Source organism: Myxococcota bacterium (genome assembly GCA_035498015.1).
In the GTDB taxonomy this organism is placed as follows: domain Bacteria; phylum Myxococcota_A; class UBA9160; order SZUA-336; family SZUA-336; genus VGRW01.
Genome location: DATKAO010000004.1, coordinates 1 through 20,086, shown reverse-complemented (window position 1 = coordinate 20,086; position 20,086 = coordinate 1). Strand labels below are relative to the sequence as shown.

The following is a 20,086-nucleotide window of genomic DNA, read 5'->3' as shown; positions in this document are numbered from 1 at the left end:
GAACGGGGAGTTTCAACAGATCCAACTTCAGCCTTCAACAGGCGGCGCAAGCTGCGCCGCTGGCTCAGTGCCATAGCGACCGCGGCGCTCGGCACGGCGTTCTTCTGTGCGCACCGTGTCAGCGCCGACGAGGAGGCCACGCCACCCGCGCCCGCAGCCGCTGCGGCACCCGCGGACGCCGCGCCAGCGACGCCGCCAGTCTCGGCAGAAGCACCTGTCCTGCCGGCTTACTTCGCGGGCGCCAACGCCGATCCTGCCAAGCCCGTGTGGCCCGACCCGACGGGCAGCGCCGCCGGTGTCTGGGCGACTCCGGCGGGTGACGGCAAGGGAGACACTCCTGCGACCATGACGGTCGGGGACGTGTACGACCGAGTCACTCACAACCTGTTCGCCGTCAACATGGTCTGGACGCTGGTCACCGGCTTCCTGGTCATGTTCATGCAGGCCGGGTTCATGTACGTCGAGACCGGGCTGTGCCGCGCGAAGAACGCGGCGCACACCTCGGCCATGAACTTCATGATCTACCCGCTGGGCTGCTTCGCGTTCTGGGCCTACGGCTTCGCGCTGGGCTGGGGCAACTGGTTCAACGGCCCCGTCGCTCCAGGCTGGTACGCATCGCTCGGGCCCGGTCTCTCGGCCTTGAACGAGGGCTGGGGCCTCGGCGGCACCGGCAACGGCGTGTTCACCTACGGGATCCTCGGGCTGAAGGGCTTCTTCCTGTCACCGTCCGTCGGCGACGTGTCGGTGCTCGCGATCTTCTTCTTCATGATGGTCTTCATGGACACGACCGCGACCATCCCGACCGGCGCGATGGCCGAGCGCTGGGCGTGGAAGAACTTCTGTCTCTACGGACTGTGGGTGGCCCTGCCCTACTGCATCTACGCGAACTGGATGTGGGGCGGCGGCTTCCTGGCCCAGGGCGGTGTGAACTGGGGCCTGGGTCACGGAGCGGTGGATTTCGCGGGCTCCGGCGTCGTGCACGGCATGGGCGGCATCATCGGGCTCGCGGGCGCGATGGTGATCGGCGCGCGCATCGGGAAGTACGACGCGAAGGGGAAGCCACTGGCGCTGCCTGGTCACGACGTGCCGATGGTCGTGCTGGGCACGTTCATCCTGGCGTTCGGCTGGTTCGGGTTCAATCCGGGCTCCTCGCTGGCCGGCACCGATCTGCGCATCAGCTACATCGTGGTGAACACGATGCTCGCCAGCGTGACTGGTGCGCTGGGCGCTATGCTCGCGCTCTACGCCAAGGGCCTGAAGCCTGACCCGACCATGCTGTGCAACGGCATGCTCGCGGGCCTGGTCGCGATCACCGCTCCGTGCGCGTTCGTCGACCCGTGGGGCGGCGCCGTGATCGGCGCGGTTGCGGGCGTGCTGGTCGTCTACTCCGTGTTCTTCTGGGAGGCGCGCGGCATCGACGATCCGGTCGGCGCCATCTCGGTGCACGGCGTGAACGGCCTCTGGGGCGTGCTCTCCGTCGGCATCTTCGCGACGGGTCAGTACGGCGCCGGCTGGAACGGCGTGGTGCGCCCCGAGATGGTGGCGAAGTACGGCGCCGACGGCGTGCGCGGCCTGTTGTACGGCGATGCCTCGCAGCTCGTCATGCAGTCGGTCGACTGTGTCGTGCTGGCGGTGTTCGGCTTCGCGATGGCCTACGCCTGGTTCAAGCTCTCCAACCTGATCACCCCGATCCGCGTCTCGAAGGAGACCGAGCTCGAGGGTCTCGACGGTCCCGAGATGGGCACGCTCGCCTATCCCGACTTTGCGCTGCACAGCAGCGGAAGGACGTTGGCCGGGTAGCGGGCGTGTAACGGCCGGCGCGAGAGACTCGTCTCTCGGCTCTCTCGCGCCGGCGTTCTCGTCGTATCATGCGCGCGTGCGAACCACGCGCGCATGTTTTTTTCTGTGCGCCGCGCTCGCGCTCGCCGCGTGCGCGCGCAAGAGCGCGACCGATCCCGCGCCCTACGACGCCGGGTTCCGCGGCCCGGGGCGGCTCGTGCTGTTGTTCGAGAACGCCGACCCGCAGGTGCCGCGCGTGCTCGTGGTCCACGACCGGAACGGCGCGCGCGCGCTGCGCGTGACGAGCCCGCGCGCCGCGCGCTGGATCTCGTCTTCCGCGCTGATCGTGAGTCAGGAGCTCCCGCCCGACGAGGAGTACGGCCTGCCGCGCACCCAGTTACTCCGCGTCGATGCCGACACGGGCGCGGTCGAGCCGTTCGCGCGCCCGGCGCGCTGGTTCGACGCCGAGCCCGACCCGCGCGGCGAGAAGCTCGCGGCCGGCGTCGAGACCGACGACCAGGGACAGAGTGAGCTGGTGCTGCTCTCGCTGCGCTCGAAGGGCGAGCGGCCGCTGTTCGACGCGCCGCGCGCGCTCGACCGGCCGCGCTGGAGTCCCGACGGCGCGGACCTGGTCGTTCTGCAGACGGTGTCCGACCCCGACGGCGCCGATTCGGCCACCGGCATGTCGTTCCAGGGTCAGGAGGTCGCGTTCCCGCGCCTGTACCGCGTGGCGTCGAACCTCACGGGCAAGCTCGTGCTGCTGCGCGATGGTGACCCGGGCGGACCGCTCGCCGCGGGCGGCACGCTGCCGCTGTGGTGGGACGCGCGCGGCGTCTACGCGCGGCAGCGGCGCGGGCTCGTGCGCTGCGATCCCGAAGGCAGCGGATGCCAGCTCGTGTTCAGTCCGGGTGGAGAGAAGCGCGTCTTCGAAGGCCGCCCCGTCGGTGCGGACCAGGCGCTGGTGCTGGTCCGCGACCACGCGGAAGAGCTCGACGCCGAGCTCCCGCAGCACCTCTACCGCGTCGAATTGAACACCGGCAACGCACAGCCCATCTACCAGGCGCCCCACGACGTATTCCTGTCCGAAATCGACTGGGTAGCCGGGCCCTGATCGCTCTGCCGCGCTCGCTATCCACGCGATGGGGTTTGGGTCTAGAATGGCGCGCCGCTCGCGCTCCGACCGAGTGGCCAAGGAGGGATTTCGAATGCGACGTTTGGCTCTAGCGCTTGCGCTTTGCCTCTCACTGCCCGGATCGGGATTCGCGCAGGAGAAGAAGGCGCAGGACGTTCTTCCCACGACGCCCTTCAAGGAGGGCGACACCATCACCTTCGCGCAGGTGGACAAGCTCAAGGACTTCCTGCCGACCGAGTTCTGGGACAACCGCGAGTTCTTCTTCTACGAGGGCATGCAGCTCGAGATCGGTCCCACGCTGCGCAAGTACGGCGCCGCCGACGCGTACAACGCGATGACCGAGAAGAACAAGGGCAAGGCCAAGATCGGCCAGGACGGCGCGCTCGAGGACTACCACGGCGGTCTGCCCTTCTTGAACGAGTCGATCGACTGCAAAGGTGACCCGAACGCCGGCGCCAAGATCATCTGGGACTTCCTGAAGACCTGGAACGGCGATGGCGCGCGCTCGAGCTGGTCGTACACCTACTGGGACCGCGGCGAGCAGCTCCCGCTGTACTACGAGGGCACGGCCAAGGTGATCGCGCTCGCGAACCGCGTCGAGCCGCAGTACGCCGAGAACGACGGCGACATCTTCCCGCAGGAGAAGCGGAACTCCGCGTTCGGCATCGAGGTCGAAGCGCCGTTCGACGCGCGCGGCATCCTCGTGCTGACCTACCGCTACAAGTCCGCCGATGGACCGCTGAAGCAGATGAAGAACGACGACACCTGGGTGTACGTCCCGGATCTGCGCCGCGTGCGCCGCATCTCGTCGGCCCAGCGCACGGACTCGGTGCAGGGCACCGACTTCACGATGGACGATCTGCGCAGCTTCTCGGGCATTCCGCCCCAGTACGAGTGGAAGTGTCTGGGCGAGAAGACGGTGATCGCGCCCATGAACACCAAGACACTCGCCTACCCGTACACCGATACCTACAACTTCGGCCCGTACGGCTTCTCCTACGCGAGTGACCGCTGGGAGGTGCGCAACGCGTGGATCGTCCGCTTCATCCCGAAGAACGAAGACCACCCGTACCACCACAAGGACATCTACATCGACAAGGAGACCTTCGAGCCGCTGTACAGCTTCGCCTACGACCGCAAAAAGGAGCTGTGGAAGGTCATCTGGCACAACCACCGCTACAGCGAGGACTGGGACGGCAAGGTCAACAAGGACCCGAAGGCCGAGAACGGCGTCTGGTATCCCGGCTGGGAAGGCGTCGACAAGCCGAACGACAACCGCATCGTCTCGGACATCATCGTGAACGTCCAGACGGGCACCGGAAACCGGATCGAGTTCTGGAACAGCGAAGGCACTCCGTTCTCGACCAAGGGCAAGGTGCGCGGCTACATCGACATCGGCCGGCTGAACAAGGGCCGCTGACTCAAAACTGACTCCAGGTTCCCTGGAAGGGGCCCGCCGGTGGCGACACCGGCGGGCCTTTTCGTTCCTGTCGCGGTTGCGATTCAGTCACTCGAAACGCTGTGTCTCGGGTTCCCCGCGGCCGATAGGTGTAACGCCGTTACACCATGCCAGCCGAACGCTCCAAGACCCGGTCCACGCGGCGCGCCATCCTCGACGCGACCGCCGAGCTCTTGTTCGAGCGCGGCGCAGACCAGCTCACGATCCGCCGCGTGGAGGAGCGCTCGGGCTGCCGCGCGCCCACGATCTACCACTACTTCCACGACAAGACGGGCCTGATCGACACGTTGCTCGAGGAAGGCTGCGCTCGGCTGCTCGCGGTGCTGCGCCGCGTGCCGCAGAGCGACGACCCGGTCGCCTACCTGCGCGCGCTGGCGCGCGCCTACGTGGAGTTCGGGCTGCGCAACCCGACTCACTACGCGCTGATCTCGGCGCCGCGTGACTCGGTGCGGCTCCTGCCCTCGGCGGAGGCCGCGCGGCTGATCGTGTTCGGCGCGCTCGAGGCGGCCTGCGAGGCGCGCGCGGTGCGCGCCAACCGCGAGGCCATGTTCCAGGCGCTGTGGGCCATGCTGCACGGGGTGGTCTCGCTGTGTGTGAGTCGCCCGGACCACCCGTGGCGCCCGGAGCTGCTCGATCTCGCCCTCGACACGATCGAGCGCGGCATCCTGCACGGCGAGGCGGCGCGATGAGCCGCGCGCGCGTCGCCTTCGCGCTCAGCGCCGGGCTGGCGCTGGCGGCCTGCGGGCGCCGCGACGCGAGCGAGGCTGCTCCGCCGCGCAGCGTGGTGCTGGCGCCGGTCACCGTGCGCGACGTCGAGGAGCGCGTGGCGGCCACCGGGCAGATCCTGGCCAAGCAGCGCGCCGACGTCGCGGCCCAGGTGGCGGGCGAAGTCACCGCGATCCGGGTCGACGAGGGCCAGACCGTGGGCGAGCGCGAGGTCGTGATCGAGATCGACCCGGACCGGCACGCGCTCGACCTCGACCGGGCGCGCGCGCGTCTGTCCGAGGCGGGCTCGGGGCTGCTCGAGGCGCAGCGCGCGAGTGAGCGCGTGCGCGCGCTGGCGCAGAAACACGTGGCGTCGAAGGCGCAGCTCGAGTCGTCCGATGCGGCGCTCGCCGCCGCACGCTCGCGCGTGCAGGCCTTGCAGGCCGACCTGTCGGCCGCCGAGAACGCGCTCGCCGACTCGCGCGTGGCCGCGCGCTTCGCCGGCGTGATCGGGCGGCGCTTCGTCTCGCGCGGCGAGTTCGTGCAGCCCGGCCAGAAGCTGTTCGAGCTCGTGTCACTCGACCCGGTCGAGGTCGAGTTCAGCTTGCCCGAGTCGGATGCCGCGCGCCTGCGCCTGGGGCTGCCGCTCGACGTGTCGGTGGCGCCCTACCCCGGCCAGCTCTTCCACGGCGAAGTCACGATGATCTCGCCGGTGATCGACGAGCGCACGCGCACGCTGCGCGTGAAGGCCGGGCTCGCGAACCCGGACGGCCGGCTGCGGCCGGGGCTGTTCGCGCGCGCCGACCTGGGCATCGCAGAGCGCCCCGGCGTGCTGCTCGTGCCCGAGGAGGCCGTGCTGCAGCGCGCCGACGGCCAGGTCGTGTTCCGCGCCGTCGACGCGGGCACGCGCGCACAGCGCCGCAAGGTCGAGCTCGGGCCGATCAAGGACGGCATGGTCGAGATCCGCGCCGGCCTCGAGCCCGGCGACACGGTGATCGTGCGCGGTCACTCGGCGCTGGTGGAAGGCGCCGCGATCGCAGCGCGCAACCCCGACGGCTCGGCCGTGCTCCCGGCTTCCGAAGTGACCCGGCCGTGAGTCTCTCCGACCTGTGCATCCAGCGCCCGGTGCTGACGCTCATGCTCACGCTGTCGCTGGTCGTGTTCGGCGTGCTCGGGTATCTCGAGCTCGGCGTGGACCAGATGCCGAACATGGAGTTCCCCGTGGTCACGGTGATGGCCCAGCTCGAGGGCGCGAGCCCCGAGACCATGGAGGAGGACGTCACCGAGGTGCTCGAGGAGAATCTGAACACGATCGGCGGCCTGCGCTCGCTCAAGTCCACCACCATGGCGGGCGCGACCATGATCACCGCCGAGTTCGAGCTCGAGCGCGACATCGACCAGGCGGCCCAGGACGTGCGCGACAAGGTTGCGCGTGCCCGCGCCACGCTGCCGCGCGAGCTCGAGCCGCCGATCATCGACAAGCGCAGCCTGACCTCGAGCCCGATCATCTGGCTGCCGCTCAACACCGACCGCTCGCCGGTCGAGACCACCGAGTACATCAAGTACACGCTGAAGCCCGTGCTCGAGACGATCAACGGCGTCGCCTCGACCGAGATCTTCGGCAAGCGCGAGCGCGCGATCCGCATCTGGATCGACGGCGAGGCGCTGCGCGCGCGCGGCCTGTCGGTGATGGACGTGGTGGGGGCGCTAGAGCGCGAGCACGTCGACGTGCCCGGCGGCAGTCTCCAGAGTCACGCGCTCGAGTACGCGCTGAAGACCGAGGCCGAGTTCCGCTCGGTGGCCGAGCTGCGCGACCTGATCGTGGCCGAGGCCGACGGCGCGCCCGTGCGGCTCTCCGACGTGGCGCGCGTGGAGGACGGCGCCGAGGACGAGCGCTTCATCGCGCGCTTCAACGGCGCGCCCGGTGCCGGCATCGGCATCATGAAGCAGTCGCGCGCGAACACGGTCGAGATCGCGAACCGCACCCACGACCAGGTCGACCTCTTGCGCAAGGACATGCCGGAGGGTCTCTCCTTCCCCGAGCGCGACCAGGTGATCGACTTCTCGACGTCGATCCGCGAGTCCGTGGCCGAGACCCAGTTCGCGCTGGTGTTCGGCGCCTTCCTGGCCACGCTCACGGTGCTCCTGTTCCTGCGCCGCGTGCGGCCGACGCTGGTGATCGGCACGTCGATCCCGCTGTCGCTGGTCGCGGCGTTCGGCGCCATGTGGGTGTTCGGGCTCACGATCAACACCATGACCCTGCTCGCGCTCGCGCTCGCGGTGGGCGTGGTGATCGACGACGCGATCATCGTGCTCGAGAACATCGAGCGCCGGCGCGAGGCCGGTGAGTCGCCGCGCGAGGCGGCCTCGAACGGCGCGCGCGAGATCGCGTTCGCCGCCACCGCCGCCACGCTCTCGATCGCGATCGTGTTCCTGCCCGTGATCTTCGTGCGCGGCATCGTCGGCAGCTTCCTGCGCGACTTCGGACTCACGGTCGCGGCCTCGGTGGTGTTCTCGCTGTTCGTCGCGCTGACCCTGATTCCCATGCTCGCGGCGCGGCTGCCCGCCGAGGCCCCGCACGCCCACGGCGGCCTGTACCACCGGCTCGAGCTCGGCTTCCAGCGCGTCGAGCGCGCCTACGCGCGCGTGCTCGACTGGGCGCTGGGTCACCGGCGCGCGGTCCTCCTGGCTGCGGCGGCTTCGTTCGTGGTCGCGCTCGGCTTCGGGTCGCTCCTGGGCAGTGAGTTCTTCCCGCCCAGCGACGAAGGCCGCATGTTCGTGATGATGGAGACTCCGCCGGGCACGTCGCTCGAGGGCACGACCGAGCGCGTGAAGGAGGCCGAGAAGTGGCTCCTGGCGCAGTCCGAGCTGCGTGGCCTGTTCTCGGGCATCGGTGTCTCGGGTCCCGACGGCCCCGGCAACGTGACCAACGCGGTGTTCGTGGCGATCCTGAAGCCGCGCGCCGAGCGCGCGCGCAGCGCGCAGGAGCTGATGGTCGCCGCGCGCAAGGCGCTGGGCGAGATCCCCGGCATCGAGGTGCGCGTGTTCGACCCGGTCTCGATGCTCTCCGGCGGCGGCCGGGGCGAGCTCGAGTTCGCGCTGCGCGGCAATCTGCCGATCGAGCAGCTCGACCAGATCTCCGACCAGATCATGCGCCGGCTGGCCGCCGAGAAGGGCTTCGTCGACCTGTCGAAGTCACTGCGCATCGGCCTGCCCGAGGTGCGCGTGATTCCCGACCGCGAGAAGTGCAGCGCGCTGGGTGTCGACGCGCGCAGTCTCTCGCAGATCGTGCAGGCGGGCATCGGCGGGCTCGACGCCGCGAAGTTCAAGGAAGGCGGTCACCGCTACGACATCCGCGTGCGGCTCGACGAGCAGTTCCGCGCCGACCCCGAGGCGATCGGCGGGCTGTTCGTGCGCACCAAGGACGGCGGCGTGGCCGAGCTGCGCAACCTGGCGCGCATCGAGACCGGCGCCGCCGCGTCGATCATCAGCCGCGACCAGCGCCAGCGCTCGGTCACGATCTCGGCCAACCTGGAAGGCGTGCCGGTGGGCGAGGCGATCTCGACCGTCGAGCGAGTCACCAAGGACCTCCTGCCCGAGGGCGCGAGCCTGCGCTTCGGCGGCAGCGCCGAGCAGTTCTTGCAGAGCCTGCGCCAGTTCGCGCTGGCGATCGGGCTCGCGGTGCTGGTGATCTACATGGTGCTCGCGGCGCAGTTCGAGAGTCTCCTGCATCCGCTCACCGTCATGCTGGCCCTGCCGCTCGCCATGGTCGGCGCGTTCGGGGGTCTCCTGTTCATGCACCTCTTCCGGCTGGGCATGACCATCAACCTGTTCAGCGTGATCGGCATCATCCTGCTGATGGGGCTGGTCACGAAGAACTCGATCCTTCTGGTCGACTTCGCGAACGAGCTGCGCAGACGCGGGCTCGACAAGGTCGCGGCCATGCGCACCGCCGCGCCCGTGCGCATGCGGCCGGTGCTGATGACCGCAGTGTCGATGATGCTCGGCGTGCTGCCCGCCGCGCTCGGCATCGGACCGGGCGCGGAGACTCGCGCGCCGATGGCCGTGGCGACGGGCGCCGGCATGCTGTCGTCGGTGCTGCTGACTCTGGTCGTGGTGCCGGTGTTCTACGTAGTGCTCGACGACACCGTCGAGCGCCTGCGCACACGCTTCCGGAGTCTGGGCAGCGTGCCCGCGCGACCATCGGACAAGGAGTCGCTGGCGCGCTAGCGTCCGCGCGATGCGTGCGTCCGAGCCGGGGCTCCGCCCCGCGGCGGAGCGCCGGTCCCTGCGGCGCCCCGCTCTACCCCCCGTGCCGCTGCGCGGCTATCGCCTCGAGCGACTGTTCGAGATGCTGTTCGGCGCCAGCTTCGCGCTCACCGAGGGCGCGTTCGTGGGCGTCGTCGCCGACAAGCTCTTCCACGTGCACCCCGCGGTGATCGCGCTGGTCACTGCCGCGCCCATGTTCGGCAATCTCTCGAGCTCGTTCTGGGCGCGGCTCGCGCACGGCCGGCGGCGCGTACCGTGGACCACCGGGCTGCTCTCGGCCTTCGCGGCGTGCGTCGCCGCAGTGGCGCTGATTCCCGAGAACGCGATCGGCGCGGCAGCGCTGGTCGCTCTGCAGGTCGCGGCGCGGCTGGTCCTGGGCGGGATCATCAGCCTGCGCAGCATCGTGTGGAGCTTGAACTATCCGCGCGAAGCCCGCGGAAGAATGCTGGCCCGGCTGCAGATCGTGAGCGTGCTCTCGCTCGCGGGCGCGTCCTGGGTGGGCGCGCAGGTCCTGAACGCCGACCCGCACAGCTTCCGCATCGTGTACGCGGCCGGCGCGGCGCTGGGCGCCGCCGGGGTGTTCGTGTTCTCGCGCGTGCCGCTTCTGGGCGAGAGCGACCACCTCGCGCAGGAGCAGGCTGCGGCCGAGAGCGGCGCGCACGCGGAGGGCATGTGGGCGTTGCTGCGCGCCGACCCGCTCTACGCGAGCTTCCTCGGCTGGCAGATGCTCTCGGGCATCTCGAACATGATGGTCGAGGCGCCGGTCATCTACCTGGTCTCGCACGAGATGGGCGCGAGCTACGCCGAGTCGATCTCGGTCACCACCGTGATCCCGCTCTTGCTCTCGATCGCCACGACGCCGTTCTGGGCGGTGTATCTCGACCGGGTGCACGTGTCCGCCTTCCGCGCCGCGCATGCCTGGAGCTTCTCGCTCTCGCAGCTGCTGCTCTGGGCCGGCGCGGCGACTCACTCGCTGGGCGTGCTCCTGGTCGCGCGCATGGTGCTGGGGGCGGCGCGCGCCGGCGGCGGTCTGGCCTGGAACCTGGGCCACAACGACTTCGCGCCGCCGGATCGGGTCGGCCTCTACATGGGCGCGCACGTGACGCTCACCGGGCTGCGCGGCGCGGTCGCGCCGTTCCTCGGCATGGCGCTCTACCTCGGCTGGGCTGCCTCTACGCTGCCGGTCCTCGGAGTCACCCTGCCCGGCTGGGACGGCCTGGGCGACGGACTCATGCCCCTGGCCGCGCTCATGTCGGGTGTCTCGGCGCTGGGCTTCCGGCGCCTGCAGAAACGCATCGAAGCGCTTCAGGCGCAGGCGTCCGGGTCCGATCCAAGCTCGCGTGGGGTGTGAATGAACCCGCACGAGCAGCTCGAGGTCCTGCGGCGCGCCGACGGTGCGCTCGCGCTGCGCAGGGTGCTCGAGCGCATCGTGCGCCCCGGCATGCGCGTGCTCGACGCGGGCTGCGGCCCCGGAGTGGTGGCCCTGTGGGCGGCGCGCGCGGGCGCGAGCGTGGTGGCCGTGGACATCGGCCAGACGCAGCTCGCGCGCCGGCTGGCGGAGGCCAACCGCGTCGCCGACCACATCCGCTGGGTGCGCGGCGACCTGGCGCGCCTGCAGCGCGACGACCTGGGCATGCCCTTCGACCTGATCGTGGCGCCGCGCTGCGACGGTGACCCGCGGCGCGACGAGCCGACCCTGCGACTCACCGCGCAGGTCCTGGACCGCTTCCTCGCGCCGAGCGGGCGCGTGATTCCCGATCGGGTCGTGACCCGCGCCAGCCCCCTCGAGTGGGCCGAGCAGGACCTCCCGACGCGGCTGCGCCAGCAGCGCGCCGACATCGAGGCGCTGCGCGGCCGCTACGGGCTGGCCTTCGAGCCCTTGCTCGAGGACCTGGGCCGCCAGCCCGACCTGGCCTGGCAGCCGCGGCGCGGCCGCGACGGCCGGCTCGAGCGCGCCGCCGCCCGGCTCCTGGGCCGGCCCGCCGACGTGCACCGGCTCGACGTGTCGCGCAGCTTCGACCCGCTGCCCAAGACCTTCACGCTGCACCTGGGCTCGCCCGGCACGCTCACGGCGGTGCTGTTCAGCCAGTCACTCGCCTTCGGCGACGACGTGTTCGCCGAGCAGGAGTCACTGGGCTGGGTGGCGGAGCCGGTGCGCGTGGAGCCCGGCGAGCGGGTGGCGCTCGCGCTCGACGACGCCTGGCGCTCGACCGGGGCGCTCGCGCTCGCGCTGCACGAGGTGCGCGCGCGCTAGGCCGGGGGCTCGGCCGGGCGCGGCTCGGGCTCGACCAGCACCACTTCGAGCGCGCGCAGGCGCTCGACCTCGACGCGCAGGCTGCGCAGCTCGTCCTTCTTCAGCTCGAGCTCGCCGCGCAAGACGATGTAGGTCTTGTCGAGCGTCTCCCAGCGGCCCTTGTACTTGGCCGTGTTCTGCTGCGCGCTCGCGAGCTCGGTGGCGAGCTTCGCGGCGCGCTCCTCGCCGGCCTGCACGCGGGCTCTGAGCGCGTCGAGCTGGCCGGCGTCGGCCAGGGGAGTCACTTCGCGGAGCTTCTGACTCGCGGCGGCCAGCTCCGCGCCCACGCGCGCCAGCTCGGCGGCGCTGCGCTCGGCCTCGCCGTGCAGCCGCACGATCTCGTCGCGCGCGGCGCGGCTGTCGGCGCGCTCCGCCGCCAGGTCGGTCTCGAGCGCGCGGATGCGCGCGGGCGCGCTCTTCTCCTCTTCGCGCTCGTCGCCGGCGCGGCGCTTCAGCTTGTCGTGCTTCTTGCGCAGCTCGGACAGCTCCTCGCCGCGCGCGCGCAGCTCCGCCGAGCGCTGCTCGAGCCGCTTCTGCGTGGACTCGAGCTCGGCGCTCCGGGCGGCGAGCTCCGCAGCCGCGGCGCTGCGTCCCGCCTCGGCAGAGCGCAGGCGCGCGAACAGCGCGCCGGCGATCGCCAGGGCGAAGGCGCACGCGATCCAGCCGAGCACGGCAGCGCTCATGTCGCGCGCGCGACGTGCTTCTGGATGGCGTCGATCAGCGTCGGCCACACGCCGCGCGGCAGTGAGTGACCCATGCCGTCGATCAAGAGCAGCTCACTGCCCGGAACGGCCTCGTGCGTGTCGAGCGCGCCCTCGTGCGGCACGAGCGGGTCCTCGAGCCCGTGCACGACGAGCGTCGGAGTGCGCACGCTCTCGAGCGCGTCGCGGCGGCTGCCCGACGCCATGATCGCGGCGATCTGGCGCGCGAAGCCCTGCGGGTAGAACGCGCGCTCGTAGCCGCGCTCGGCCAGCCGGCGCGCGCGCTCCTCGTCGAACGGGAAGCCGGAGCCCGCCATGACCTTCTGCGACTCGACCGACTGCGCGATGAACGCGCTGCGGTCGGCCGGCGCCGGCAGAGAGAGCCGCGCCATCGCCTCGGGCTTGGCCGGCGGCAGCGATGGGTTCCCCGTGGTCGACATGATCGAGGTCAGCGAGCGCACGCGGCGCGCGTGCTCGATCGCGAGCGTCTGCGCGATCATGCCGCCCATCGACGCGCCGACCACGTGCGCGGCCGGGATCTCCAGGTGGTCGAGCAGCCCGACGGCGTCGGCTGCCATGTCCGACAGCGTGTAGGGGGCGCCGATCGGCTGGCCCGCGGCGCGGCGCGCCAGGATCTCGGGCAGCGGCGGCGCCACCACGCCGTCGAAGTGAGTCGACAGGCCGACGTCGCGGTTGTCGTAGCGCACCACGAAGTGACCGCGCCGCGCCAGTCCCAGCACGAACTCGTCTTCCCAGACGATGAGCTGTGCCCCGAGCCCCATGACCAGGAGGACCGGCGGGTCCGCGGGGTTGCCGGCGACTTCGTACTCGAGCTCGATTCCGTTGCTTCGTGCGCGCGCCATGCGGCGCATCATAAGGCAACGGGACTGCTGCGAGCGCTAGTCCTCGAGCGCCAGGTCCAGGCGCGAGAGCCAGGCGGCGTTGGCGTGCTGGCGGTCGCGCAGCTCCTGCTCGACGCGCAGCGCGCTGTCGCGGAAGCCCAGGCCGTCCAGCAGGGCCAGGGCGCGCGCGGCCCCGTCCGGCGAGACCTCGGGCGCCAGGGCGGCCTCGCGGGCGCGCGCGGCGCGCACCAGGCGCGCGCGGAGCGCCCGCGAGAGCGGCAGCTCGATCGAGGCCGGAGCGCGCACACCGTCGCCCGCGACCTCGACGTGCAGCACCGCGGGCGCGGGCTCGGGCACGCCGCGCACGAGCTCGAGCAGCTCGACGCGCACGCGCCCGTCGGCGTCGCAGGTCAGCGCCTGGCTCGGCCCGGCGGCGAGCGTGACCACGACCGGCACGCCGGACAGCGGCCGGCTCGCGCGCTCTTCCCCGCCGTCGACGTCGCGGCTGCGGCGGCCGACCTCGCGTCCCACGACCCGGTCGGGCGCCTCGACGTTGAGCGCCGGGTTCAGCGCGGCGAAGCCGAAGTCCATGCCCGAGGAGATCCAGTCGTCGGGGATCAGCCCGAGCAGCATCTTGTTCGAGGCGCGCACGGCGATGAAGAACGGCACCGTCACCAGGCCCTCGGGCACCTCCCACAGCTCGTTGCGCGCGCGCCAGGGAGTCTCCTCGTCCAGGCGCACGATCGTCTCGCGGCGCCGCACGCGCACCGTCTCGTCGACGCTGATCGCCAGCTCGGTCTGCGGCTGCACCACGACCTGCCCGTCGCGCGGCGCCACACGCGTCAGCGCGCGAGTCACGTCGCGGGCCTCGTGCTCGCGCACCTCGTCCGCGAAGCGCACGTGGTTCGCGCAGCCCGCCCCCGCGAGGAGGCAGATTCCCAGCGTCAGAACGCGCCGGAGCATGTCGATCTTTACGACCGGTCCGCCCCCGCGGCTTGATGACCCAAGTCACACGCAGCTCGCCGGCAACGCGCGCGCGCCTCGGGCGCAATTCCGGCCGGCAGCCCGCGCCCGCTCTGTGCGACGGCTGCGCCTTTGCCGCCTCGATCCAGGTAGAATCGCAGGCCGCGATGAAGTCACTCGCCGTCGCGCTGATCGGCGCGGGCAACCGGGGCCGGTACGTGTTCGGGCGCTTCGCGGCGCGCCATCCGGAACGCATGCGCGTCGTGGCGCTGGCCGAGCCGCGCGCCGACCGGCGCGCGGCTACCGCGGCCGAGCACGGGCTGGGCCGGGGCCAGGTGTTCGAAACCTGGCGGCAGCTGTTCGCCGCCGGGCTGCCGCTCGACGCCGCGATCATCGCCACGGGAGACACCGAGCACGTCGAGCCCGCGCTCGAGGCCTTCGCGCGCGGCCTGCACGTGCTGCTCGAGAAGCCGATCGCCCTCGATGCCGCCGACTGTGTGCGCGTGGTCGAGGCCGCCGAGCGCGCCGGCCGCATCCTGCAGATCGGGCACGTGCTGCGGCACATGGAGTTCTACGCGCGCGTGCACCAGATCGTCGCGAGCGGGCGCCTGGGCAAGCTGCAGGTCATGGACCTGCGCGAGCACGTGTCGTACTGGCACATGGCGCACTCCTACGTGCGCGGGAAGTTCCGCAGCCGCGAGCTGGCCGCGCCGTTCCTGCTGGCCAAGAGCTGTCACGACCTCGACCTCATGGCCTGGCTCGCGGGCCGGCCCGCGGCGCAAGTCAGTTCGTTCGGCGGCCTGGGCGCCTACGTGCCCGAGCAGGCGCCGGCAGGCGCGCCCGCGCGCTGCAGCGCCGCGTGCCCCGTGCAGGCGACCTGTCCGTGGGACGCCGAGCGCTTCTATCTCGGGCCCGAGGACGACGTCGCGCGCCACTGGCCCTGGACGGATCTCTCGGCCGATCCCGCGCGCGAGGCACGCCGGCGCGCGCTCGCGCAGAGTGACTACGGCCGCTGCGTCTACCGCTGCGACAACGACGTGGTCGACCACCAGACGGTCTCGGTCGCGTTCGAGGGCGGACTGCTGGCCACGCTGGGCGTGCACGGCTTGGCGACCGAGGAGCGCCGCACGCTGCGCATCTCGGGCAGTCACGGCGAGCTCCGCGGGGTCTTGCAGACCGGACTGCTCGAGGTCACACGGCACGGCGACACGCAGCTCGAGACGCTGCGCCTGCCCGCTTCGGTCGGCCACGCCTCGGGCGACCGCAACCTGCTGACTCACTTTTGCGACGCGGTCGCGTCCGGCGCGGGCGCCGAGGCGCGCGCGGCGGGCCGCACCGCGCTCGAGAGTCACCTGCTGGGCTTCGCCGCCGAGCGCGCGCGCCACGAGGGGCGCGTGGTCGACATGGCCGCGTACCGCGAAGAGGTGACCCGCGCCGCGGGCAGCTAGTCGGGGATCTCGCCGCCCTGGCGCCAGACGACCTCGAACTCGTCCTTGGGCAGCGGCCGGCCGAACAGGTAGCCCTGCATGCGCTCGCAGCCGAGCTCGACCAGGAAGTCGCGCTCGGCGCGCGTCTCGACGCCCTCGGCCACCACGCCCAGCCGCAGCTCGGCCGCCACCGCGAGCACGGCGCGCGTGATCGCCGCGTGCGCGGGGTCGGCCGAGATGTCGCGCACGAACGCCTGGTCGATCTTGAGCGCGCTGGCCGGGAACTGACCCAGCACGGCGAGGCTCGAGTAGCCGGTGCCGAAGTCGTCGATCGCGATGCCCATGCCCTGCTCGCGCGCGCGGCGCAGCACGCCCAGCGTCTGGTCCACGTCTTCGATCAGGGCGTTCTCGGTGACTTCGAGCTCGAGGTGACTCGGCTCGAGCCCGGTCTCGTGGAGGATCTGCGTGATCAGCTCGACCAGGCCCGCGGTGCGGAACTGCCGCCGCGACACGTTCACCGAGATCGGGAACTCGCCCAGGCCCGCGCGCTCCCAGGCCTTCTTCTGCGCGCACGCCGTGCGCAGCACCCACTCGCCGATCGCGTCGATCATGCCGTTGGCCTCGGCCAGCGGAATGAAGTCACTGGGCGGGATCATGCCGCGCTCGGGGTGGATCCAGCGCAGGAGCGCCTCCGCGCCCACGAGCTCGCCCTTGGCCACGTCCACCTGCGGCTGGTAGTAGAGCGAGAGCTCGTTGCGCTCGAGCGCGTCGCGCAGCATGACCTCGAGCTGCATGCGCTCGAACGAGCCGCCGCGCATCTCGTGCGAGTAGAACTGGTAGCGCCCGCGGCCCACTTCCTTCACGCGGTGCAGCGCCACGTCCGCGCTGCGCAGGAGGCCGTCGGGTGTCTCGCCGTCGTCCGGGTACATGGCCACGCCGATGCTCGGCGTCACGTAGATCTCGCCGCCTGCGACGTCGTGCGGGCGCGTGATCGACTCGAGCAGCTTGTTCGCGACCAGGGCCGCGTCGTCGCGGCTCTGCAGGCTGGTCAGCATGACCGCGAAGTCGTCGCCGCCGAAGCGCGCGGCGATGTCACTGCCGCGCACGCAGCTCTTCAGGCGCTTGGCGACCGACTGCAAGAGCTGGTCGCCGGTCACGTGGCCGAGGTTCTCGTTCACGCGGTCGAAGTGGTCGAGGTTGATCGTGAGCACCGCCAGCGTGTTGCCGTAGCGGCGCGCGTAGCCGAGCGTGCGGCGCGCGAACTCGCGGAAGTAGTCGCGGTTGGCCAGGCCCGTGAGCGCGTCGTGGGTCTCGAGATAGCGCTTGCGCCGCTCGCTGTGCTCCATGGCCTCGGTCGAGCGGCGCAGCGCGTCGATCGTGGTGCGGAAGGCCTGCTGGCCCTGCTCGGCCACGCGCGCCAGGTGCGCGTGCGCCTCGCGCTCGGCCTTGGCGCGCGACAGCGAGAGCACGCGGCCAGCGGCGATGCGCGGGTGCACGGGCAGCACGAGCGCGTCGTCGGCGCCCAGCTCGAGACAGCGCGCGAGCTCGTCCTGCTCGAGCGCGCCGCCGCTCACGAGCAGCGGCACGCCATCGAGCGCCGGCTCCGCGCGCAGCGCCGCGCAGCGCGCCGCGCCGTGTCCCGTGCTGGAAGCGAGACACAGCACGACCAGCGCGGGCGCGAACTCCGCCGCGGCGAGCGAGGCGCTCTCCGACCAGGGAATCACGCACAGCTCGACACCGCTGGTCGCGAGACACTCCTGCAGCCCGCGCGCGCTGCCCGCGGAATCGTCGATGATGAGGACTCGCGCCACCGGACCTCTCTGCCGTGCGCAGGTCGAGCCGTGGACCGCGCACCCCCACAGAGATTCGGCATCGCGCGTGCCGCGATGTAGGGCCCGTGTCGCGCCTGTCCAGGCGCTCGTCAGAACCGAAGCACGGCCTCCACGGGAAGGCCTTCGAGCGCCTTGCGGCCCTCGAGGAAGCCGAGCTCGATCAGGAAGCCCGCCGCCACCACCTCGCCGCCGAGCGCGCGCACCAGGCGCGCCGTCGCGGCGGCGGTGCCGCCGGTGGCGATCACGTCGTCGATCAAGAGCACGCGCTGGCCAGGCTGCACGGCGTCACTGTGCATCTCGATCTCGGCCGAGCCGTACTCGAGCTCGTAGCTCTCGCGCCGTGTCTGCCAGGGCAGCTTGCCCTGCTTGCGCGCCAGGGCGAAGCCCGCGCCCAGCGCGATCGCGACCGGCGCGCCAAAGATGAAGCCGCGCGATTCGATCGCGACCACCAGGTCGATCTGGCGGCTGGCGAACGGCGCGGCCATGGCGCGACACGCCACGCGCAGAGACTCGGGGTCCTGGAGCAAGGGCGAGATGTCCTTGAACAGGATCCCCGCGCGCGGGAAGTCGGGTACGTCGCGGATGTGCGCCGCGAGCTTCGCGACGTCGCTCGGGGTGGTCATTGCAGGTACTCCAGCGGGTCGCGCGGCGTGTTGTTGTTGCGGATCTCGAAGTGCAGGTGCGGCGTGGTCGCGTTGCCCGTCTCGCCCACCAGGGCGATCTCCTCGCCCTTCTCGACGAACTGACCCACCTCGACGAGCAGCTTCGAGTTGTGAGCGTACACGGTGTAGAGCCGGCCCGAGTGCTTGATCACGATCATCTTGCCGTAGCCCGCGAGTGTGGCGTCGGCGTGGATCACACGGCCCGCCTCGGCCGCGTGCACGGGCGTGCCCTTGGCGGCGCGGATGTCGATGCCCTCGTGGTGCTCACCGTGGCGCATGCCGAAGCGGCTGATGATCTCGCCGTTCACGGGCCACGCGAACTGCGGCGCACCGCCCGAGTGACCGCGCGGGTCACGCGACGCGTAGGTCTTCGCCGCGCCGCGCCGGCCGCCCTCGCCGCCGGCCCCGGCCCCGACGCTGGCCGTGGTCGGGATCAAGAGACGCGCGCCCGTCGGCACGCTGCGCACGTCGTCGATGCCGTTCGCGGCCATGATCGCGGGCACGGTCGTGCCGTAGCGCTTCGAGATGCGCCACAGCGTCTCGCCGGGCGCGACCGTGTGCGGAACCATCACGCGCTGCTCCTGCGGCGTGGCCTGCGGCTGGGTCACGGGTGGGAGGTCCCGCCGCGCGCGCGGCTGCCCGGGCTCGGGCGCGGGCCCGGAGGAAGTGCCGCAGCCCGCCGCGAGTGCGACGCACAGGCCCGCGGCAGCGAGCCGGCGGACCGTCAATCAGCGGCCTGTTGGCGGCGGTGGCGCCAGACGTAGATCGCGACCAGAACGACCATCCCCCCGAACAGCCATAGGGTCGCCTTGTGGAGCATCGGGCGCCAGAGGGCCTCGTTGTTGCCCACCCAGTACCCGATCCCCACCAGCACCGAGCTCCACAGCCCGGCCCCGAGCGTGGTGTAGAGCGCAAAGCGCGCGTAGTTCATGCGCGCGACCCCGGCGGGAATGGAGATGAAGTGGCGAATGCCGGGAATCAGCCGCCCGATGAAGGTCGTGATCTCGCCGTGCCGCGCGAAGTAGCGGTCCGCCGCGTCGAACTTGTCGGGAGTCACGCGCACGTACGCCCCGATGCGCTCCAGCACCGGCCGCCCGAAATACAGTGAGACGAAGTAGTTGATCGACGCGCCGAGCAGGCTGCCCACGGCGCCCGACACCGTCGCGAGGACCGGGTCCATCTTGCCCTGCGCCGCGAGGTAGCCCGCGGGAATGAGCGCCAGCTCGCTCGGGAACGGCAGGATCGTGGACTCGACCGCCATCATGATCACGAGACCCGTGTAGCCCCACTGGTCCACCGTGTGGACGATCCAGTCGATGACCCGCTCGAGCACCCAACCTCCCCCGCCCGTTTCCCGAGCTTCCCCGCGCCAGCGGCAAACCCGACGCTATACTGCGGCCGCGTCGGGGCGTAGCGCAGCTTGGTAGCGCGTCTGCATGGGGTGCAGAAGGTCCCCGGTTCAAATCCGGGCGCCCCGACCAAAGATGTCGAGCACTTAGCTCGGAGTTGTGACGACGTGTCGTCCGTTTGGTGCTACGACGGCGCGATGTCTTCAGGCGACACGTCGACTTTAGTGCGCGGGTGGTGTGGCGACGATGGCCATCGACGAGGACTGGTTTCCTGTCACCAAGGAGACCATCCGGGGTAGAAGCGTCGCGCGGAGGCGGGTCAGGTTTCTTGCGGATGCCGGAGTTCCGGACCCTCTCGTCGACGAAGTTCGGGATGCCGGTGTCTCTATCGTCAAGCTGGGACCCGAACTCCGCAACCGCGAGGACAATCACGTCCTCCAGATTGCGCAGCGGCTGGGTCGGGTCCTGCTGACGATGGACCGAGACTTCTGGGATGACCACAAGTATCCGGTTCACCTCATCAGAAACGGAGTGCTCTACGTGGCTGAGGCTCCAGGGAGCCTCGGTCGCACCGGGAGTGCACTAAGCCTTGCCTACTTCGCGTTCGCCAAGCATCTCCCACTCGGACTTTGGCGAGAGATGAAGGTACGGGCGACGGTCGATCAGTTTGAGG

General features: G+C 71.1%; 17 protein-coding genes and 1 tRNA gene. 11 read left to right on the top strand and 7 right to left on the bottom strand.

The features are described from left to right. Positions 1-264 precede the first annotated feature (264 nt). From VMR86_00250 to VMR86_00215, 8 genes are all read left to right on the top strand, one after another. Positions 265-1,800: an ammonium transporter gene (locus VMR86_00250; protein HTO05462.1), complete on the top strand. Its 1,536-nt coding sequence runs from the start codon at positions 265-267 to the stop codon at positions 1,798-1,800. Positions 1,801-1,876: 76 nt separating this feature from the next. Further along, positions 1,877-2,890: a hypothetical protein gene (locus VMR86_00245; GenBank protein HTO05461.1), complete on the top strand. Its 1,014-nt coding sequence runs from the start codon at positions 1,877-1,879 to the stop codon at positions 2,888-2,890. 103 nt (positions 2,891-2,993) lie between these two features. Next, positions 2,994-4,331, top strand: a complete 1,338-nt coding sequence (locus VMR86_00240; protein HTO05460.1) for a DUF1329 domain-containing protein — start codon at positions 2,994-2,996, stop codon at positions 4,329-4,331. A 146-nt stretch (positions 4,332-4,477) separates the two neighbouring features. Then, positions 4,478-5,059 carry a TetR/AcrR family transcriptional regulator gene (locus VMR86_00235; protein ID HTO05459.1) on the top strand — a complete coding sequence of 194 codons (582 nt, stop codon included), beginning with the start codon at positions 4,478-4,480 and terminating at the stop codon, positions 5,057-5,059. Continuing rightward, a complete protein-coding gene (locus VMR86_00230; GenBank protein HTO05458.1) occupies positions 5,056-6,171 on the top strand; it encodes an efflux RND transporter periplasmic adaptor subunit in 1,116 nt (371 codons plus the stop codon). Before VMR86_00235 ends, VMR86_00230 begins: the two co-directional genes overlap by 4 nt. Next, a complete protein-coding gene (locus tag VMR86_00225) occupies positions 6,168-9,305 on the top strand; it encodes an efflux RND transporter permease subunit (GenBank protein ID HTO05457.1) in 3,138 nt (1,045 codons plus the stop codon). The genes VMR86_00230 and VMR86_00225 overlap by 4 nt, the downstream gene beginning before the upstream one ends. A gap of 82 nt (positions 9,306-9,387) precedes the next feature. Further along, positions 9,388-10,695: an MFS transporter gene (locus VMR86_00220; protein ID HTO05456.1), complete on the top strand. Its 1,308-nt coding sequence runs from the start codon at positions 9,388-9,390 to the stop codon at positions 10,693-10,695. Continuing rightward, complete coding sequence (locus VMR86_00215) at positions 10,696-11,598, top strand: methyltransferase domain-containing protein (protein HTO05455.1); 903 nt, start codon at positions 10,696-10,698, stop codon at positions 11,596-11,598. Here the strand turns inward: VMR86_00215 and VMR86_00210 are convergent. From VMR86_00210 to VMR86_00200, 3 genes are read right to left on the bottom strand one after another with little or no spacing between them, the layout of a single operon-like run. Next, a complete protein-coding gene (locus VMR86_00210) occupies positions 11,595-12,320 on the bottom strand; it encodes a hypothetical protein (protein HTO05454.1) in 726 nt (241 codons plus the stop codon). The two genes, VMR86_00215 and VMR86_00210, sit on opposite strands and share 4 nt — an antisense overlap. Beyond that, positions 12,317-13,201 carry an alpha/beta fold hydrolase gene (locus VMR86_00205; GenBank protein ID HTO05453.1) on the bottom strand — a complete coding sequence of 295 codons (885 nt, stop codon included), beginning with the start codon at positions 13,199-13,201 and terminating at the stop codon, positions 12,317-12,319. Before VMR86_00205 ends, VMR86_00210 begins: the two co-directional genes overlap by 4 nt. Positions 13,202-13,237: 36 nt before the next feature. Then, the gene (locus VMR86_00200; protein ID HTO05452.1) at positions 13,238-14,143 is read right to left on the bottom strand and encodes a hypothetical protein; all 906 of its coding nucleotides are present in this window, start codon (positions 14,141-14,143) and stop codon (positions 13,238-13,240) included. Between the two features lie 167 nt (positions 14,144-14,310). Between VMR86_00200 and VMR86_00195 the strand changes: the two genes are divergently transcribed. After that, positions 14,311-15,591 carry a Gfo/Idh/MocA family oxidoreductase gene (locus tag VMR86_00195; protein ID HTO05451.1) on the top strand — a complete coding sequence of 427 codons (1,281 nt, stop codon included), beginning with the start codon at positions 14,311-14,313 and terminating at the stop codon, positions 15,589-15,591. Here the strand turns inward: VMR86_00195 and VMR86_00190 are convergent. The 4 genes from VMR86_00190 to VMR86_00175 all read right to left on the bottom strand — a co-directional run bounded on the left by VMR86_00190 (position 15,588) and on the right by VMR86_00175 (position 19,397). Beyond that, positions 15,588-17,381 carry an EAL domain-containing protein gene (locus VMR86_00190; protein HTO05450.1) on the bottom strand — a complete coding sequence of 598 codons (1,794 nt, stop codon included), beginning with the start codon at positions 17,379-17,381 and terminating at the stop codon, positions 15,588-15,590. The two genes, VMR86_00195 and VMR86_00190, sit on opposite strands and share 4 nt — an antisense overlap. Positions 17,382-17,491: 110 nt before the next feature. Continuing rightward, positions 17,492-18,025, bottom strand: coding sequence for an adenine phosphoribosyltransferase (locus tag VMR86_00185; protein HTO05449.1), 534 nt, complete (start codon positions 18,023-18,025; stop codon positions 17,492-17,494). Beyond that, positions 18,022-18,672 (bottom strand): LysM peptidoglycan-binding domain-containing M23 family metallopeptidase, encoded by a 651-nt coding sequence (locus VMR86_00180; GenBank protein ID HTO05448.1) that lies wholly within the window; start codon positions 18,670-18,672, stop codon positions 18,022-18,024. Before VMR86_00180 ends, VMR86_00185 begins: the two co-directional genes overlap by 4 nt. A gap of 116 nt (positions 18,673-18,788) precedes the next feature. Then, positions 18,789-19,397 (bottom strand): DedA family protein, encoded by a 609-nt coding sequence (locus VMR86_00175; GenBank protein ID HTO05447.1) that lies wholly within the window; start codon positions 19,395-19,397, stop codon positions 18,789-18,791. 71 nt (positions 19,398-19,468) lie between these two features. On the opposite strand from VMR86_00175, the gene VMR86_00170 reads away from it, so the two are divergent. Together VMR86_00170 and VMR86_00165 are read left to right on the top strand one after the other, a co-directional pair. Beyond that, positions 19,469-19,545, top strand: a tRNA-Pro gene (locus VMR86_00170). Positions 19,546-19,659: 114 nt separating this feature from the next. Next, on the top strand, positions 19,660-20,086 hold a 427-nt coding region (locus VMR86_00165; protein HTO05446.1), incomplete at its 3' end, for a DUF5615 family PIN-like protein.

Coding starts and splice junctions, on each gene's coding strand:
- VMR86_00235 (HTO05459.1), top strand. CDS start 4,478: ATGCCAGCCGAACGCTCCAAGACCCGGTCCACGCGGCGCGCCATCCTC.
- VMR86_00230 (HTO05458.1), top strand. CDS start 5,056: ATGAGCCGCGCGCGCGTCGCCTTCGCGCTCAGCGCCGGGCTGGCGCTG.
- VMR86_00215 (HTO05455.1), top strand. CDS start 10,696: ATGAACCCGCACGAGCAGCTCGAGGTCCTGCGGCGCGCCGACGGTGCG.
- VMR86_00210 (HTO05454.1), bottom strand. CDS start 12,320: ATGAGCGCTGCCGTGCTCGGCTGGATCGCGTGCGCCTTCGCCCTGGCG.
- VMR86_00205 (HTO05453.1), bottom strand. CDS start 13,201: ATGGCGCGCGCACGAAGCAACGGAATCGAGCTCGAGTACGAAGTCGCC.
- VMR86_00200 (HTO05452.1), bottom strand. CDS start 14,143: ATGCTCCGGCGCGTTCTGACGCTGGGAATCTGCCTCCTCGCGGGGGCG.
- VMR86_00195 (HTO05451.1), top strand. CDS start 14,311: ATGAAGTCACTCGCCGTCGCGCTGATCGGCGCGGGCAACCGGGGCCGG.
- VMR86_00185 (HTO05449.1), bottom strand. CDS start 18,025: ATGACCACCCCGAGCGACGTCGCGAAGCTCGCGGCGCACATCCGCGAC.